Raw genomic sequence first — 19,724 nt, 5'->3', positions numbered from 1 at the left:
AAACTCCTTATTTAAGACTGTAAACAACAATGCTGTTGCGGTCTCCTGTGGTAACGATCTCGACCTTTCTGTCGTTGTCAATATCGTCTATGTCTACTGCAGAGGCACCATAAACAGGGAAGTTCTCCAGGAGCTTTGCCTGGCTGTCGAACAAATATACCTTGTTGCTCTGCTTGTCGGTTACCGCAACGTAGATCTTATCGTAGAGGTAGAAGATCTTTGGCTGGGTGTACATCCCATAATCCAGCTCTGCTTTTTTGTCTTTGATATAGAGCATATTATTGGAGATGGCTGCGAGCGTATGCAGGCTGGCGTCTATCTTATGAGACGCTTCAAAAGGTTTCTTGGTCCTGTTGATATTCCCTTTGGCGTCTATAGTGATCAGGTCTCCTGAAGCAGCAGTAGTTGTGAATTTGTTGTTGTACAGGTACACTTCATTTTCAGATAAGCCCAGGTTTTGTTTGATCTTTATGCGTGGCTCTCCGGTGCGGTGCAGCAGGTGGAGTTTGCCGTTGGTTTCCTTTACCGCGATAAAATCCTTGTTCGCTATACGGATGTGTTTTGGTGCATTGGCTATAGCACTTGAGGTAGATGCCATGTTGAACCCGGTTACTTTTTTACCTTGTCTGTCGTAGAGCACAACCTGGTTGTTCAGGGTGAGGCAGAACCTGTAATTTTTGTTCTTATCGTAATCGAATACGGCAAGAGGCTGGGTAATGGCTTGCTTCGGACTAATAGGGAAGGGGGCTACATCATTTCCGTTGCGATCTACGATATGCATTTTTCCGGGAGTGGCGAAGGCCAGCTGATACCGGCCGTTGCGATAAAGGTCTACCTGGGTGATCTTACCGAGAATGGGACCTTCAAGTTGTTTTTTCCACAAGACCTTTCCTGCGGTTGAGATCAGGTAGAGTCCGTTCTCGGCATCCTGAACCACAACCTCCTTTTTCTTAGACCGGTGATTGTAAACAAATTGAGGTTGGCCCTGTACGGGCGCGTCAATGGTGGTGTTGTAGAGTTGGGTGATCAGACGGTCATTGGTTCGGTTTTCGGTAACCTTCTTGGTGAGCAGGTTCATATGTGCAAAGTCGCCTTCCATAACGTATTGCAGCGCCATCATTTGATGGTCTTTCAAATTCTTAAGAGAGGCCTTGAGGTCTTCATTGACCGTCTCGGCAGTTTTATTAAGCGCTTCGATATTGATGTAAAGTTCCAGGGAAGAAGCGTCTGCCAGGTCAGATCTCAGATCTTTGTAGCCTTTAAGTCGGCTGGCCACCGAATGGTTTTGGATATTTGCTATGAGGTCTTTTAACGCTTCCTTGCTGTCGGAAATAAATAAGTAAGGGCTGCTTATGGCAGCGTACTCAGAAGGCGTATCACCTTTTAGAAATCCGAAACGTTTCTTGATCAGTTCTGTATTATTAAGGGTGATGAGCTTATGTTCGCGGTAGTCTTCTGCCGTTTCGGTGTGGGTTTTTAGAAGGTCTTCCAGTGGGAAATCTTTTTCGTAGACCATGGTCCAGATCGAGCTGTTGCCAAGTTTGATGAATCCTGCTTCGATAGCTTCGGTAAAAAGGGTGTCTTTAGGATTGGTAAGGTCTTTTATGAGACCTTTCGTATTAGGGAGTCCCACAAAATAAGGGCTGGTGGCCGGAGCGAGATCAGCGATAGTGGTTTGTCCGGGATCCCGGTCTTTAAAGCGATTGATGATGTTCGGAATGCTGTCGCCTCCTACGGCAATACCATTTCCTCTAAGCAGGTTTTTGTCGATCTCCAGGTCCAGCGAACTCCACTCAGACATGGCGCGGAAGGCATTGGCGGTTTTCGCGTTGAGCACCTTGGAAAGTAAATGGTTGCTGTTCTTGTTGTTGATGAACAGGGTGGCTGAAGCCCTGGGTTGGGCAACCTCGTAAAGTTTTATAAGGCCTTGAACCCCTCTCATCTTGCTGCCTGAGCGAATAAGATCTTCAACCGGAAGGGGTGAAGACGACGCCACGAAGAACTTTCCGATGCTCGTCGTGTAGATCGGGTGATTTTCGACCTGGATCTTATTAATGGTCTTATTGTCATAGGTCATGGTCTCAAGAGCCGGGCTAAGGGTGGAATCGATCACGAACAGATCGTCGTGATGTTCGGTGATGAGGGTATACTCAAAGTTGTCTTTCCCGATCTCCGAAAAATAGAGCAGGGCTTCGCCTTGCGGACTTATATACTGCAGGGAGCTAACCAACTGTTCTGCATCACGGTAGATCGTGCTTTCACCGAAGGTGTTGATAAGCTCGTTATTTCTAAGCTCATTTTTAAATCCTTCGAAATTATTGATGCGGACTACTGCGCTGGCTTTTTCGGGAACCATGGCGATAAGGTCGGTGGGCGTATTCGCTTCTTTTGTACAGGAGAAGGTAAGCACCAGGGCCATGGCGAGCAGTAAGAATTGGCGATTCATAAGTCTTGAGGTTTGATACAAAAATAGAATTTTAAAGGTCAAGAGACAATTGATCGGGAATTAACCGAAAAGATTTTCGATGATGTGGTGTAGTGCCGTGTTTTACAATAGCGGCTCTGTGGGTTTTGGTGGGATAGCCTTTATTCTTTTTCCAGTCGTATTGGGGGTATGTCTTGTCCAGTTCTTCCATGAGTTCGTCCCTGTAGGTCTTGGCCAGGATGGAGGCGGCAGCAATGTTGAGGTATTTACCGTCTCCTTTTACGACACATTCATAAGGCACATCGCCAAAGGGTTTGAATTTATTGCCGTCTACCGCAATGAACTTTGGAGGAGTACTTAGGGCTTTAAGTGCCCGGTGCATACTTTCTATAGAGGCATTAAGGATGTTCATTTGATCGATCTCCTCAGGTGAGGTGTGTACAACGGCATAGCATATGGCCTCTTTTTCTATAATGGTTCGGAGTTGGTCGCGGTTCTTTTTGCTGAGCTGTTTAGAGTCGGTAAGGATGTCGTTGCTGAAGTCAGGAGGTAAAATTACTGCAGCTGCAGTAACGGGGCCTGCCAGGCATCCCCTACCGGCTTCATCGGTTCCGGCCTCGGGGTGGATCTCGCTGTATTGGTTTTTCACAGGATACGGGTTAGTGTATGCAAATTAAGAAAATGCGCCAAAAATGATGTGCTTTCAGGGGGTTATTATATTAGGACTATGGAAAACTTAATAGTTTAGGTTTGACCGTACTTGGAGTATCTGCTCTTTTAGCGGCTCCAGGATGGTTGGAGGGTGTGATCTTAGGGCGGGTATATATATAAGGACTCTTAATGGGGGGCACTGTAGATCGGAGGGAGAAATGCAGTGTGAAAAGCAACTATGTAAAGGAATTCGTAATTTTTTGAAAATAAAATTGGATGTCCCTTAGATGGGAAAAGCAGGTTTTTCGCAGTTGAGGGAGTGTTTTTCTGGCTTATCGTGCGTTTCAACGGTTTGAAAGCCAGTATATCGAAAATAGTAATTAAGAATTCTTTCACACATGAGCGGTTTTTCTGATAATAATTTAAAAATATCTTAAAATTCACTTAAAAATTGAATAAACCTCAATTTACCGGGCTAATTCGGGTTTTTTGGTCGATATATTGGCGTTCGGGTTGCATATTTCTTAATAATTGAAGAGATTAGCACCACGCTAAATCAAAATTAATTTAAATATGAGATCAAAGTTTACTTGGATGTTGACGCTTATCATGGCGTTCGCACTGCAGTTCTCGTTTGCTCAGGACAGAAACGTCACTGGTACCGTAGTGGACCAGGACGGACTTCCTTTGCCGGGAGCTAGTGTATTGGTTCAGGGTACCGCGCGTGGTACTCAAACAGATTTTGATGGAAATTATTCCATCATGGCCAGTGAAGGAGATGTACTTGTTATATCTTACATTGGTATGCAAACACAAGAAGTAGCAGTTCCTGCTTCTGGTGTAGTTAATGTTCAGCTTTCAGTTGACGCACAAACCCTGGATGAGGTTGTGGTAGTAGGTTATGGTACTACAACTAAAAAGTCCTTTACCGGTACGGCAACAACTATCGAAGCTGAAGACATTGAGTTGAAAAACTACTCTAACGTATCGCAATCACTTGCTGGTGAGGCTGCTGGTGTAGCAGTAATTAACACCTCAGGTCAGCCTGGTACAACTTCTACTATTCGTATTCGTGGTTTCGGTTCCATCAACGGTAACAGAGATCCACTTTACGTAATTGACGGGGTTCCTTACTCAGGAAGTTTGAACGCGATCAACCCTGCAGATATTAAGAGTACTACTATTCTTAAGGATGCATCTGCAACGGCTATCTACGGTTCTCGTGGTGCTAACGGGGTTGTATTGATCACGACTAAGAATGGTACTGCTGCTGAGGATTACATCGAGGTTGATGTAAAATCAGGGGTTAACGTACAGTTGCTTCCACGTTACGATGTGATCACTTCTCCGGAAGAGGCCATCGGACTTGTTTGGGAAGCGAAGAGAAACAGAGAGATCCTTTCTGGAAATCCTGATCCTGTAGGAACTGTTAACGATGCACTTTTCACAAGCTACCTTCCGGGATATAACATGTGGAATGTGGCTAATGGAGCTGAGCTTATCGATCCTGCTACAGGAATGGTAAGAGACGGAGTTACCAGAAAGTACACTCCAATGAGCTACGAAGATGCTGCCTTTGATACGGCATACAGAACAGAAGCTAACGTTCGTATGGGTGGAGGAAGCGACAGAACTAAGTACTTCCTTTCTGTTGGTTATCTTGATGATAACGGTATTGCGATCAACACCGGGTATCAGAGATATACGACTCGTTTGAACCTGAACTCTCAGGTTAAAGATTGGTTCAACGTTGGTGCTAACATCGGTTATACCTACTCAGAGAGTATCAATAACGGACAGACCGACGGTGCGGAGAACCTTTTCGAATTTGCAGATAAAATGAACCCATTCTATCCTGTATTCCTTCGTGATGACAACGGTGATAAAGTGCCGGATCCGATCTTCGGAGGTTTCCAGTATGACTATGGTTCTGCTTCAGGATTCAGAGCGAGACCTAACTCGAACAACCTGAACCCTATTGCTTCTGCGCTTTACGACTTCAACGGTAACGATCGTCACGAAGTTGTAACCAGCTTTAACGCTAAGATCAACCTTGCTAAAGGACTTACTTTTGAGTCTACTTTCGGTTCTCAGTACTCGAACAACATCTTCCGTTCTATCGGAAACCAGTTCTACGGTGTATCTGTAGGTAACGAAGGTGACCTTTTCCGTCAGTCTACTGAGTCTTTCATCATCAACTTCTTACAGTTAATGAGATATAAGAGAGATTTCGGACAGCACTCTGTTGAGGTTCTTGCAGCTCACGAATCAAATGAGTTCAACCAGACTTTCAACACGCAATTTAAAGCGAAAGCTATTATTCCTGGTGGGAAAGAGCTTAACAACTACATTGTTAACCTTCAGCAACCTACAGGATTCAGAAATACAAGAACACTGGAGTCTTACTTCGCTCAGGTGAACTATGATTTCGCAGACAAATATTTCCTTACCGGTACTGTTCGTCGTGACGGATCGTCAAGATTCGCTACTAACAAATGGGATACCTTTGGATCTGTTGGTGCTGCTTGGGTAATGAGTAATGAGAATTTCCTTGCGAATAATGATCTTATTACCTTCCTTAAGCTTAAAGCTTCTTACGGTATTACCGGTGATGAAGGTGGTGTAGGATTCTATACAGGTCTTAACACTTTCGAAGTAACTAACCTTGGTGGTGAGTTCGCGGTAGCTCCTTCTACATTTGCTAACCCTGATCTTACTTGGGAAACTGCTAAGCAGTGGCAGGTAGGTGCCGACTTCTCTTTGGGAAGATTCCTTGATGGTACGATAGACTACTTTAACAAACAAACTGATAACCTGATCTTTGAAAGAAGAATTGCTCCTTCTACAGGGGTTGCGATCATTACTGTGAACGACGGGGTACTTCAGAACAGTGGTCTTGAATTTGACCTGACCGGTCACTTAGTAAGATCAGAGAACTTCACTTTAGACCTTACTGTTAACGGTCTTGTTGCCGACAACCAGATCAAAACTATGCCTATCGATCCTGAAACAGGAGAGCCTGCGGCATTCCAGAACGTAGGGCGTTATGGATATTCTGAGGGAAGTTCTATCTTTGACTTCTACATGAGAGAGTACGCCGGAGTTGATCCTGAAGATGGATACCCGATGTGGAATCAGTACTTTGATGACGTTAACGGTGACGGAATCTTTGACGACGGAGATGTTGCTATCTCATCGCTTACTCCTTACCTGGTTGACAATCCGGATGCAAATATCGCTAGCCAGACGACTAAGTCTTATGCTGCTGCAACTCAGAAATACGTAGATCGTTCTGCGATCCCTGATGTATTCGGTGCCTTCCGTCTGAGCTCTAGCTTCTATGGATTCAATGTTGCGGCTCAGTTTACGTACTCTCTTGGAGGGTATGCTTACGACGCTCAGTACGCTGAGTTGATGCACGACAACAATGGTGGTATTACTGCTACCAACCGTCACACAGACGTGAGAAACAGATGGAGAGAGCCAGGTGATATTACCGACGTTCCATTAATCGCAGACCGTGTGATCACCAACGTTAACTCTCAGTCTACGCGTTTCATTACCAGCACAGACTATCTCGCATTGAATAACCTGCTTGTAGGATATACTTTTGCTGATTCCATGACAGAAAAATTTGGAATGCAAGGATTAAATGTGTTTATTTCTGGAGATAATCTCTTCTTTAAAGGTGCCAGAGAAGGGTTCAACCCAACTACTAGTGAGTCTGGTAACTCAGGAAGAGGATTATATGCGCCTTTAACAACCTTCACTTTCGGGTTGAGAGCTAAATTTTAAATAAAAATTATGATGAAAAGAAGTATAAAAACTATTCTCGGAGCAGCTTCAGTCCTGCTGCTCACTGCAAGTTGCGGGGATGACTTCCTCGTAGAGAAGCCTACCGGAGCGACTATTACCTCCGAGCAGCTGTCAGACGCGATCGAACTGAACCCCAAGATCGGGGAGGCTACGGTAACCGGTATCTATACGACCATGTTCCAAACCGGAACAGGTGGTACCGGTGGACACGATGACTTCGGGCAAAAAGCCTATGATATCTTTGGAGATATGCTTTCCGGTGACATGGCGCTTTCTGTAAGTACTTACGGATGGTACCGTTCAAGTATTACCGAATTCCAGGGGCCACAGGATTTTACCTTTACCGATAACTATCAGGTATGGCGTTACTACTACAGGATCATCAACACTGCTAACCTTGTGATCCAGGGATTTGGTGGTAACGATGCAGATCCTGAGAATCCTGCTAACCGTGCTGGTCTTGGACAAGCGTTGGCGATGAGAGCGCACTCTTATTTCTACCTTACGCAGTACATGATCAACGATGTAAGAGCTTCATGGACGCAACCAACCCTTCCGCTCTATACTGAGCCGGGAATTGTAGGTGCTGCTAAATCGACTACAGAAGAGATCTATAACCAAATGGAGGCTGACCTTAACAGAGCGATCGAACTTCTCGATGGTTACGAGCGTCCTTCTAAGGTTCAGGTAAACAAGCCTATCGCTCAAACGATCCTGGCTTACGTTCTTGGATCAAGAAGAGATCGTTGGTCTGATGTAGTTACGTTAACTGCAGATGCTTTGGCAGGTACTTCTGCTGCGCCTGCTACTGCCGACGATACCGTTGATGGTATCCTTGGTGGTTTCAACGAACTGCGTTCAAGATCTTGGATGTGGGGTGTTGACTTGAATGAAGATACCGGAATTGGCCTTATCTCTTGGTGGGGTCAGGTAGATTACTTCTCTTATAGCTATGCTGCTGTAGGTGATTCGAAATCTATCGATGAAGGACTTTACGAGAGTATGCCTGCAGACGATATCCGTAGAAACCAATTCTTCGTAGGTCCTGGTACCGCTAATCACCTTCAGCCTATCAACAAGTTCTACGATTCTGACCGTCAGTTCTTCGGAACTTCTCAGATCGTAAAAGCAGATTATGTTTACATGCGTTACGAAGAGCCACTATTGCTTCACATCGAGGCTTTGGCTAAATCTGGAAATGAAGGTGCTGCGGTGTCTATGTTGTCAGATTTCGTATCAACTCGTGTAGCTGATGCTTCATTTGTAAGCGGTCTTAGCGGACAAGCGCTTATCGATGAGATCTACAAGCAAACGCGTCTCGAGCTTTGGGGAGAAGGTAAAGCGTACCTCGCACTTAAGCGTTTCGAAGAAACTGCTACCAGAGGTCCTAACCACCTTTCTTTCGTAGGAGAGCCAATTCGTTTTGACGATGAGCGTATGACCTTCGAAATTCCACAACAGGAAATTCAGGATAACAACTTTATTACCGATCAGAACTAATACATAGTTGTTAGACGAATATACAGGAAGCTGCTCCCTTTTGGGAGCAGCTTTTTTTTTTGTAAGCTTTTGATCGCAAAAAGCTTCCGGGGTGTTTTACCGGCTTGTCAGGTGCTTACTTTTGAGCTTATTTCTATGTCTGGTAGTGGAGTATACCGGGCGCATCAAGGTGCCGTCTTTTGAATTTTAACAGTTTCATTGTTGTATTAGTAACAACCATTGCGGCTATGCGTTATAAAATTCACTTTTCGCGTGGCCTTAGTTAGGAGGTAGATAATATGGTAGGATGAATCCTGAAGGGCAAAATAGGAGGTCGATTCGGATAATTTACTTTAAATCTGTTCTTTTAGAGGTTTTGAGATGTGAGAAGTCAGAAAACACCACTGTATGTTAATAAAAAGTAAACTTTTAGTGAGAACAGCATCCGAAAACCTTTGCGGGATCATTATTTGCAATGTTTTATGGTAATATGTTATGCATGCATAGGAAATTAGGTGTTTTTCGTTAAAAGGTGATAAATATTTAACGGGAAGACGGGGGGTGGCTTGTTTGACTCACTTGTGATTATTGGTTTTATTCGCAGTTCGCTAAAATCAAATTAATTACAATATGAGGTTAAAGTTAACGAGTTTATTAACGCTGCTTTCGGCGTTTGTAATGCAGTTTGCGTTTGCCCAGGAAATGACCATCAGCGGTGTGATCACCGACGGGATGGATATGCCTTTGCCTGGTGCTAATGTAATGATCAAGGGGACCACGACCGGAACCCAAACAGATTTCGATGGAAACTATACACTTACCGCTGCTGTTGGTGATGTATTGGTGTTTTCTTATATCGGTCAGAAAACCGAAGAACGAACAGTTGGTTCGCAAAGTGTGATCAACGTACAACTTGTTGAAGATGCGCAAGCACTTGAAGAAGTTGTGGTTGTGGCTTACGGGGCACAAAAGAAGGAGTCTATTGTAGGTTCCGTAGCTCAGATCGGATCAGAGACCATTGAACAACAGCAGGTAACCACAGTTACTCAAGCTATTCAGGGTAGTGTTCCGGGGGTGAACATCCTGACTGCCGGTGGTGTTCCGGGAACCAATCCTACCATTCGTATTCGTGGTATTTCCTCGATCAATGCAAGTGCCGATCCGCTTATTATCGTGGACGGTGCTCCTTATAACGGAAACCTGAACAGTATCTCTCAGGATCAGATCAAAAGTATCTCGGTATTAAAAGATGCTTCTTCAACTGCACTTTACGGTTCTCGTGGTGCTAACGGGGTGATCCTTATTACCACCAAAGGTGGTCGTAAGAACATGGCTCCTGAGCTTAACCTGACTACCATTAGTGGTATCTCTAACAATGCTGTAGATTTCCATAAGACCATTGGTTCGGAAGACTTTATGAAGTATGCATGGGAAGGTCTTAGAAACGGTTATATTGCCGGTGGTGATGATGCTACTACTGCGGCAGCTGCGGCCTCGGCGAACCTGATCTCAGAATTGGGGTATAATCCTTACGGGGTAAATCAGCCTGTAGACGTGAATGGTAATATCATTGATGGGGCTTCGTTGATCTGGGATACCGATTGGAAAGATGCCTTACTTCGCGACTACGGTTCTCGTACCGAGCACGGACTTAATGTTTCCGGAGGTAGTGAGAATACGACCTATTTCGCATCTGTGAACTACCTGAACCAACAAGGTAATGTGAAGACTACCCGTTTTGAAAGGGTAACCAGCCGACTTCGTGTAGATACCGATGTGAACGACTGGCTGAAGATCGGGGCAAACCTTGGTTTTACGACTTCGAATCAGAATATTCCTGAACAGGAAGGGAGCTCATTTAACAATGCTGTACAGTGGTTTTACAGCGTTCCGAACATCTATCCTCTTTACAGAAGAGATGCTAATGGAGAGCTTATCTATGATGGTAGCGGAAACCTGATCTATGACTACGGTAACAACAGTCAGCCGGTAAACGGTAACCGTCCGATCTTTAGTGGTGAGAACGGGGCTGGAGCACTTTACAACTACGATTTTAAATTTGCAAGATACAATACGGACCTTGCAGGATATGCGCAGATCAAGTTCACAGATTACCTGAAGTTTAAAACGAACCTGTCTTACCAGGCGTATCTTTTTGATTCGTATTCGTATATCGACGATGAATACGGGTATGCGGCTAACGTAAAAGGAAGGGTTTCGCAACAACGTAACCTGACCACGACCATGAACGCCATCCAGACGCTTAATTTTAATAAGTCGTTTGGCTTGCACAACCTGAACGCCGACCTTATTTATGAGGCCTACCAGTTTAAGCTGGATGCACTTTCTGCTCAAGGGGTTGGATTCCTGCCTAATGTTGGCGCTCTTGACGGAAGTACTACCCCCGAAAGTGTAGGTGGTTCTGTAACCAGAGAAACGCTTAACTCTATTCTTGGAAGGGTGGCTTATAACTACAACGACAAATACTATGTTGAAGGATCGTACCGTAGAGATGGGTCTTCGCGTTTTGCTGAGGATGTGCGCTTTGGTGACTTCTTCTCTGTAGGTGGGTCATGGGTATTGTCAAGAGAAGACTTCCTTATGGATGTTGACTTCATTAGCTTCCTGAAATTGAAAGCTTCTTACGGTGAACTTGGTAATAACAGAGGTATCGGGTACTTCCCTTATCTGAATGTATTCGAGACCGGATGGAACCAATTGGGTAACACTGGGGTGATCCAGGGTGGTATCGCCGATCCTAACCTGACCTGGGAAAAAACAGCTTCCCTGAACTACGGGGTAGAGTACGGTCTCTTTAACGGTAGATTGAGCGGTTCGTTCGAGGTGTATGACAAAGAGTCTGTTGACCTGATCTTCGGTAAGCCACTACCTCCTTCAACAGGAAATACATCGATCCTGACCAATATCGGAGCCCTTCGTAACTACGGTATCGAATTCTCTGTGAACGGTACCATGATCGATACGGCCGACTTTACCTGGTCTGCTGGTCTTAACTTCTCTATGGATAACAATGAGATCACTGAGCTTACCCAGGACTTCCTGATCCAGGGAACGAAGCGTTGGGAAGTAGGGCGTTCGCTTTACGACTTTTACCTGCAAGAGTGGGCTGGTGTAGATCCAGAAGATGGTGCGCCAATGTGGTATAAGGATATTCTTGATCCTGCTACAGGCGAGCCAACCGGTGAGCGTGAAACAACCAAGCTTTACGGAGAAGCTACAAGATACTACCAGGATAAGCTTTCGCTTCCGGATATTATCGGAGGATTTAACACAGGTCTTTCTTATAAGAACTGGGATATGAATGCCCTGTTTAACTTTAGCTTTGGTGCGTATGTTTACGATGCTACCTACCAGTCGCTAATGGGTGGATTCTCAACGATCGCCGATCAGGCACACGCCGATATCGCCGACAGATGGCAACAGCCTGGAGATGTTACCGATGTGCCTAGATTGGAAGCAAATTACCAGGATCTGAACGCATCGTCTACCCGTTTCCTTTTTGCAAACGACTATGTTCGCCTTCGTTCATTGAACATCGGGTATACCCTGAACCAGGAGTTAACCGAGACCATCGGACTTTCAAACGTGCGTTTTTACTTCCAGGGAGATAACCTGTTTACCTGGCAGTCGCACGACGGTATCGATCCTGAGCAGGACCTTAACGGGGTAACCGATAGCCGTTCGTACCAGTTGAGAACCATGTCTGTGGGAATTAACGCCAAATTTTAATCGCTCAAAAAGAAGAAATGATGAATAGAATATTTAAGATATGTGCCTACGGTCTGGCTTCAGTATTGATGCTGACCTCGTGTACCAAGGAATTTTTGAATGAGCCTCAACCTACCGATTCGGTTACCGATGTGGTGGTATTTAGCTCGAGAGAAGGAGCAGAGGCCCTGATCTCTGGGATGATGCGTGTTACCCGTGGGCAATTTGAAGCTACCGATACAGGTGGATTGAATTCGCTGTTCTTTGCAAGAGATGTAAAGGGTAACGACCTGATCCAGGCTTCTTCCTGGTTCCGCTTTGATTACGCCCATGATAACAGAGAGCCTTTCTACCGTCGTGTGCGCTTTACCTGGGAGTTTCCGTACTTTATGATCAACCAGGCCAATACCCTGATCAACGGGGTGAATGCCAGTGATCTTGCGCAGGAAGATAAGGATTACCTGCTTGCTCAGGGACATGCGCTTAGAGCCTATTACTACTTCCAGTTAGTGATGGAGTTCCAGCATACCTATAGCTACGATCCAAGCCTTCCGGCTCCTCCGATCTATACCGAGCTTTCTCTTGAAGGGAAGCCGATGACCACAGTACAGGAAATGTACGACCTGATCCTTAGCGACCTGAACACTGCAAAAGCTATGGCTTCAGATTACCGTCTGGATAAGTCGTATGTGAATATCAATGTGATCAATGGTATGCTTGCTAATGTTCACCTGGTAATGGAGAACTGGGCAGAGGCTGAAGCTGCTGCAAATGCCGCTTATGAGGGATTTGTACTTAACGCCGACGGATATGATGACGGATTTAGTGATATGGCGAATCCGGAATGGATCTGGGCTATGCCACAAACCCTTGATCAGTCGAACTACTATTGGGGAGCCCCTCACTCATTTACCGATTTTAACACCTTGAGTTATATGGCTACCCACGTCAACAGGGATTTTGTAAACCTGTTTAGCGATAGTGATGTGAGAAATATCTTTGTTGAAGGTGCCGTTGGTGGAAATGAAGACAACTGGTTCTACTATACGACCAATAAGTTTGTTTTTGCCTTTGACTCTGATCACCCGATCATGCGTACTCCTGAGTTCATGCTTGTCGAAGCTGAAGCCAAGGCCCGTCAGGGTAAGGAAGCTGAGGCTCATGATCTGCTTTTCATGGTGCAGTCTGATCGTGACCCTAATGCGGTTAGGTCTGCAAATACCGGTGAGGACCTTATTGAGGAGATCCTTGTGGAAAGACGAAAAGAGCTCTATGCTGAGATCGGTGTAGAATGGTTTGATGCAAAACGTTTGAGAAGAGGAATTACAAGAACCGGAAACCACAGGGTTTCTGTAGATCTTGCTCCTGACGATAAGCGTTTCTTCCTGAAAGTGCCTCAGTCGGAGATCGATGCAAATGATAGTATCGACGACTCTGTTAACGCGAATCGATAAGCATATCCGTTCGTTTTGTCATACAAAGAGACCCTGATCGACCGATCAGGGTTTTTTTATGAATTGCCCTGGCTCGCGTAAAGATATTTATGAGAATATTCTACCTTTGCTGTTCAAAAATTATTTAATGAGACCCGTATATCTCTTGCTTTTATTTTTTATCGGAGGCGTAACTGTGATCAATGCTCAGGTGAAGCTCTCAGGACGTCCAAGGGTGCAGCAGGATACAGCGATCGCCCTTGGTGAAAAAAAAGGAGATAAGAAGAAAACAAAGGATCTTATCGCTGCAGAAATAGAGGCGTATAAGATCATAAGTATTGGTCGCGATACAACGGTTTTCGATACGACCCTGACCATACAAAAAGAATACCGACACAATTACTTGAGGAGAGACGATTTTGAACTCTTACCTTTTTCTAATGTCGGTCACCCTTATAACATACTCGGAGCCCCACTTTCCGGAAGAGGGCTATATCCCGAATTAGGGGCCAGTGCCAAAAGTAATGGATATCTTGAGGTGGAAGATATCAACTACTACCACGTACCTACACCTACCACAGAGATCTTCTTTAAGACCGTAATGGAGCAAGGGCAAACCATGGATGCCCTGTTTACGTTGAATACCTCTGAGCGATTCAATGTGTTTATCGGGTATAAGGGAATGCGCTCACTGGGTAAGTACAGGCATTACCTGGCCAGTAATGGTAATTTTCAAACGGGATTCTCGTATTCAGGTAAGAACGGAAGGTATCGTGCGCGGGTGCATATGACCTCTCAGGATGTGCTCAATCAGGAGAATGGTGGGTTGCTCGTGCCGGAGCAATTTACTTCGGGTGATACAGAGTTTACAGACCGTGGCCGTGTCGATCTGCTTTTTGAGAATGCAGAGAATAAGTTGGTGGGAAAACGCTACTTTCTGGATCATGATTATTTGTTGATCCGTCCGCAAGACAGTGTAAGCGACAGAGGGGTGCGAATCGGGCATACCTTTAATTACGAAACAAAGAATTACACCTTTATTCAGGACCGTCCGGAGGATTATTTTGGGGATGCATTTACTACCGATGACATTAGTGACCTTGCGAAACTAAGGGTGATGAGAAATAACCTGCGCCTGGGGTGGGAGTCAAAAGCGCTTGGCGATATTACCGCAGAGGTAGGATGGTATAATTACAACTATTTTTTTAATAGCGTCGTGATCACTCCTGATGGGGTGATCGATAATCAGCTTCAGGGTAACGAGGTTGCGGTAGGTGGGCAGTGGGCAAAGGCCTGGGGGCCGCTCTCGTTAAAAGCCCGCGTTATGCAGAATATCTCAGGTGACCTTGGTGGAAACCTTTTGGATGCTTCTATGGAGCTCAGTCTGACAGATGATCTGACTCTGGAGGCGGCACTGCACCGCTCCAGCAGGATGGCCGACTTTAATTACCTCCTGTACCAAAGTGATTACCGGGAGTACAACTGGCAGAATTCAGATACCTTCGATAAGGAATCTTATAATACGATTAGTGTAGCCCTGAACTCTGAGAAGTGGGGGCGCCTGGAAGCTTCGTATTCCCTGATCGATAATAAGGCCTATTTTGCGACCAATCCAACCGATTCGCTGAATGTGCTCAATCCGGAAGAGCAGATGGTGGTAAAGCCGTATCAATTCGATGAGACCATAAGCTATCTGAAAGTGAAGTTCGAAAATGAGTTTCGCGTAGGGCACTTCGGCTTGTACAATACGGTCATGTATCAAAATGTGCAGCAGGACCAGCCGGTGATGAATGTTCCGGACCTGGTGACCAGAAATACCCTCTATTACGAGAATCACTTGTTTAAAAAGGCGCTTTACCTCCAGACAGGAATAACGCTGAAGTACTTCACCTCATTTTACCTTAACGGATATAATCCTGTGCTTGGAGAGCTCTATTCGCAAGGAGAGGAAGAGATCGGAGACTTTCCGATGCTGGATTTCTTTATTAATGCCAAGGTGAGACGTACGCGTTTTTACCTGAAAGCAGAACATTTTAATTCCTCTTTTACCGGATATAATTTCTATTCCGCACCGAATTATCCGTACAGAGACTTTGTGATACGCTTCGGATTCGTTTGGAACTTCTTTACGTAATCAACTGCCTGTATATTGGGTTGCTAAATATAGTTGAGCCCCACGCAATTGCGTGGGGCTTTTTATGCTTAAGAGTAACGGGTGACCGGTAACAGATAATAGGGGTAAAGGGATAAAGGGATAAAGAAGTAAAGGTTTTAGTAGGTGTCACCTCGAGTGATCGCTTAGCGATCGTATCGAGAGGTAAGGGAGGGTTTACATGATAATTACATGCTTTCGTCTTTGCGAGGTGTCTGAAAGCCGCCGTGGCAATCTGCCAGGGAATAGGAGGTAGTTGATACGATACGGAATTTATTTCCCTCCTTCCCAAGGAGGGGTGTCAGCGCTACAAGTGCTGACGGAAGGGGTTGCTTAAAACTTCAACGCCTCCTCAATACACCCTCAACAATTTTATCTCCTATTCTTTTAAGGGTTTGCTAAAACTCCATATTTTAGAGGCCTAACTAGCTTAACAAATAATGAACTTACCTGCGAGAATTACTGCGGTCCTTCTGGGTGCACTTACCCTTGGTTGTGGTGGATCTGATGAACAAGAAAAGGCGAAGGCCGATTACCTGCTGGAAAAACTGCCTCCGGAGGAAACCGGGGTGAATTTCACCAATGAGATCACCGAAGATCCTCAACACAGCATTATCAATTATATCTACTATTACAACGGTTCAGGTGTGGCTGCGGGAGATATCAATAACGACGGTCTGCCGGATCTCTACTTCGTTTCGAATATGGGGCCTAATAAATTGTTCCTGAACAAGGGAGGTATGGAATTTGAAGATATCACCGCTTCCGCCAATGTGCAAAGTGCATCAAGCTGGAATACCGGGGTGTCTATGGCCGATGTGAATAACGATGGTTACCTGGATATTTACCTGTGTAGCGTTTCCGGACTCCTCGATTTTGAAGGAAAGAACGAATTATTCCTCAATAATGGAGACGGTACATTTACCGAAAGTGCCGCCCAATTCGGCCTGGATCATAAAGGGTTTTCTACCCAGGCCTATTTCTTCGACTACGACAAGGATCTCGACCTCGATGTATATATCGTAAACCACGCTATTCATACCACTCTCTCTCATGGTAAAGCCGATGTGAGAAGTAACAGGGTGCCACTGGTGGGCGATGTGTTGCTTCGAAATGACAATGGTAAGTTCATCGATGTAAGTGAGGAGTCAGGGATCTATGGAGGGGTGAATGGGTACGGACTTAGTGCTTCTGTTGCCGATCTCAATAATGACGGATGGGACGATATCTATGTGTGTAACGATTTTCATGAAGACGATTATTACTACCTGAACAATGGAGACGGTACTTTTACCGAGTCGCTGGAGGGGTCTTTTGCGACTATCAGCCGTTTTTCTATGGGTAGTGATGTGGCCGATATTAATAATGACGGACTCCTGGATCTAATTACCCTGGATATGCTCCCTAAAAATGAGAGAGTCATTAAGGAAAGTGAAGGGGATGATGCTATGTACAACATGCAAAAGCGCCTCAACAGACTGGGCTATAAAGATCAGTATGCACGTAATATGCTTCAGGTAAATATGGGGAATAACGTGTTTAGCGAAGAGGCTATATTTAATGGAGTGGAGGCGACCGACTGGAGTTGGGGGCCACTGTTTGCCGATTTTAATAATGATGGCCATCAGGACCTTTTTATCGCTAACGGGATCCTGAGACGTCCCAACGACCTGGACTTTAAAAACTATGTATCGAGTGCCTTTAGAAACAGGTCGCAAAAAGAAGGGGTGGAGTGGCTCTATAATGCGAAGGATAATATGCCTGAAGGAGACGTCGCTAATGAGATCTTTATGGGCGATTCAAAACGCTTTCAAAGTAAGACTGGAAACTGGATGACCGATGAGGCTACGCTTACCAATGGTGCGCTATATGCAGACCTCGATAACGATGGGGATCTGGATCTGGTACTCAATAACCTGAATGGTGAGGCAGAGATTCACAGGAATAATACAGATAAGGAAGGTAAACATTATTTTGGGCTTCAGTTTTCCTACGCAGGAGGAAATGCTTCCGGGATCGGAGCCAAGGCAACGGTTTATGCCGATAGCCTGACTCAGTTCAAACAACTTCATACCTCCCGCGGATTTTTATCGGCTACCGATGCCAGGTTGCATTTTGGGATCGGAGACAGAGCGAAGATCGATTCAGTTCGTATCGTGTGGCCTGATAACTCCGTACAAACTGTAATGAGTCCGCAGATCGATACCCTGCTTACCGTGAAATACAGCGAAGGTCTTCCGCAGCTAACCTCGCAGAATACCGCTCTGAATAACCTGGCTGTCGCCAGGCAAATGAATGTTTCTTATGTGCATCAGGAAGATGGCTTTGACGATTTTCACAATGAAAAGCTTATCCCTTACAGGGTCTCTGCTCTCGGTCCTGCTGTGGCTGTAGGGGATATTGATGGTAACGGATATGAAGATCTTTACCTTGGTAACGCTTCCGGGAAACCGGGATCGATCCTGATGAATTCAGGAAGCGAATTGCAAGATGGGTCGTTAAAGGCTATAGCCGAAGATGCTATTTTTGAAGATAATGATGCGCTTTTCTTTGATGCTGATGGCGATGGAGATCTCGATCTTTATGTGGCTACGGGAATACAGGGCCTCGATCTGGCAGGTTTTTCGAGTGATAGACTCTATATAAACGATAAAGGATCTTTTAAAAGATCAGAAGGGATGATTCCCGATAATGCCCTGAATACAACTACTGTTGAGGCTGCCGATTACGATAAGGATGGGGATCTCGATCTTTTTGTCGGGAACCTGTCGGCTCCGGGAGATTTTGGAAAGTCCGTTGGTTCAATGCTTTTGGTGAATGACGGTAAGGGAGTGTTCCGTGCAGATGAGCGCTTCGAACTCACGGCCCACGTGACCGATGCTGCCTGGAATGATCTGGATGGTAATGGTTATCCTGACCTGGTGGTAACAACCGAGTGGGATACACCAAAATTATATATGAACAAAGAAGGGGTGTTAACCCTGTCTCCTTTGTCGGCAGACCTCGCTGGCTTGTGGCAGCAGGTTGATTTCTTCGATGTCGATGGCGATGGCGATCAGGATGTCGTACTCGGTAACTGGGGATTGAATACCCGATTCTATGCCGATGAACAGCGTCCGTTGCGTATGTATTATGGCGACTTTAATGCCGATGGCAAAACCGAGACCATTATTGCCTATGATCTTGACGGTGGTTATTATCCGCTGCATTCCAAGATGGAGCTGGCGTCTCAAATGAATTATATTCAGAAAAAATACCCTTCTCATAAGGAGTTTGCCATGCAAACCGTTCCGGATATTATCGGGGAGGCAGCTCTTGAAAGGGCGGTGATCTATGAGGTTGCTACCCTGGCTTCCGGATATCTGGAGAACCGCAATGGCGATTTTTCAGTATTCGTGCCTTTTGCTGAAGAATTTCAAAAAGCACCTGTTAGATCTTTTGAGCATTTTATGCTTAATGATGAGCCTCATCTCCTGGTGGCCGGAAACTGGTTTGGAGTGAATACCTATCACGGGGGGTATGCTTCTTTAAAAGGACTTCTATTAAAAGCGGGAGGCCAGGCTTTGAATGTAGCAGATTGGGGCATGGCGCCTTTCGATACCGGGGTGGTAGCTACGCCTGTTGTGGGTCAAAAGCAAGGGCAGCTTATGGTGGTCGTGTCCAATAATGGAGAGCCGCGCTATTACAGTATTCCCGAATAAAGATATCGGTTGTATAAGATATGTAAAGCCCTTCATAGTTATGAGGGGCTTTTTTTATTCGCGAAAGTTACAGGTAATAGGGGGGGAAGAAGTAAAGAGGTAAAGAGGTAAAGTTGGTGTCACCTCGAGCTTGTCTACCGAAAATATGCGCTCATATGGAAGGTATGGTGATCGCGAAGCGATCGTATCGAGAAGCAAGGGTGTCTTTGCGAGCCTGCCTAACGACAGGCAGGGAGGCTGAAGGCCGACGCGGCAATCTGCCTGGTGTAGGCGGGGTGGTTCTCCTCAAATTCAACGTCTGTGTAATTATCGAACGATCCTCTTCCCCTGCCAGGGGA

Annotated in this window: 9 protein-coding genes; 6 read left to right on the top strand and 3 right to left on the bottom strand. The window is 45.4% G+C overall.

Going from position 1 to position 19,724, the window contains the following annotated elements:
* Positions 1-7: 7 nt before the first annotated feature.
* Together IS446_RS08725 and IS446_RS08720 are read right to left on the bottom strand one after the other, a co-directional pair.
* A complete protein-coding gene (locus IS446_RS08725; RefSeq protein ID WP_203059898.1) occupies positions 8-2,446 on the bottom strand; it encodes a ribonuclease HII in 2,439 nt (812 codons plus the stop codon).
* A 31-nt stretch (positions 2,447-2,477) separates the two neighbouring features.
* On the bottom strand, positions 2,478-3,074 hold the full coding sequence (locus tag IS446_RS08720) for a ribonuclease HII (protein WP_203059897.1): 597 nt from the start codon (positions 3,072-3,074) through the stop codon (positions 2,478-2,480).
* A gap of 575 nt (positions 3,075-3,649) precedes the next feature.
* On the opposite strand from IS446_RS08720, the gene IS446_RS08715 reads away from it, so the two are divergent.
* The 6 genes from IS446_RS08715 to IS446_RS08690 all read left to right on the top strand — a co-directional run bounded on the left by IS446_RS08715 (position 3,650) and on the right by IS446_RS08690 (position 19,386).
* Positions 3,650-6,871, top strand: a complete 3,222-nt coding sequence (locus IS446_RS08715; RefSeq protein ID WP_203059895.1) for a SusC/RagA family TonB-linked outer membrane protein — start codon at positions 3,650-3,652, stop codon at positions 6,869-6,871.
* Positions 6,872-6,880: 9 nt separating this feature from the next.
* Positions 6,881-8,392, top strand: coding sequence for a RagB/SusD family nutrient uptake outer membrane protein (locus IS446_RS08710; protein WP_317192190.1), 1,512 nt, complete (start codon positions 6,881-6,883; stop codon positions 8,390-8,392).
* A gap of 609 nt (positions 8,393-9,001) precedes the next feature.
* Positions 9,002-12,121, top strand: coding sequence for a SusC/RagA family TonB-linked outer membrane protein (locus IS446_RS08705; protein ID WP_203059893.1), 3,120 nt, complete (start codon positions 9,002-9,004; stop codon positions 12,119-12,121).
* Positions 12,122-12,138: 17 nt separating this feature from the next.
* Positions 12,139-13,554 carry a RagB/SusD family nutrient uptake outer membrane protein gene (locus IS446_RS08700; RefSeq protein WP_235996453.1) on the top strand — a complete coding sequence of 472 codons (1,416 nt, stop codon included), beginning with the start codon at positions 12,139-12,141 and terminating at the stop codon, positions 13,552-13,554.
* A 127-nt stretch (positions 13,555-13,681) separates the two neighbouring features.
* Positions 13,682-15,667, top strand: coding sequence for a putative porin (locus tag IS446_RS08695; protein WP_203059889.1), 1,986 nt, complete (start codon positions 13,682-13,684; stop codon positions 15,665-15,667).
* Positions 15,668-16,125: 458 nt separating this feature from the next.
* Positions 16,126-19,386, top strand: a complete 3,261-nt coding sequence (locus IS446_RS08690; RefSeq protein ID WP_203059887.1) for a VCBS repeat-containing protein — start codon at positions 16,126-16,128, stop codon at positions 19,384-19,386.
* A gap of 151 nt (positions 19,387-19,537) precedes the next feature.
* Here IS446_RS08690 and IS446_RS15435 read toward each other — a convergent pair.
* Positions 19,538-19,724 (bottom strand): hypothetical protein (locus IS446_RS15435; protein ID WP_235996452.1); only part of this gene is annotated, 187 nt, incomplete at its 5' end.

The organism is Robertkochia sediminum (assembly GCF_016786255.1).
Classification (GTDB): Bacteria; Bacteroidota; Bacteroidia; order Flavobacteriales; family Flavobacteriaceae; genus Robertkochia; species Robertkochia sediminum.
Note: the sequence above shows the minus strand (reverse complement) of the source record. Positions and strands in the feature narration are given on the sequence as shown.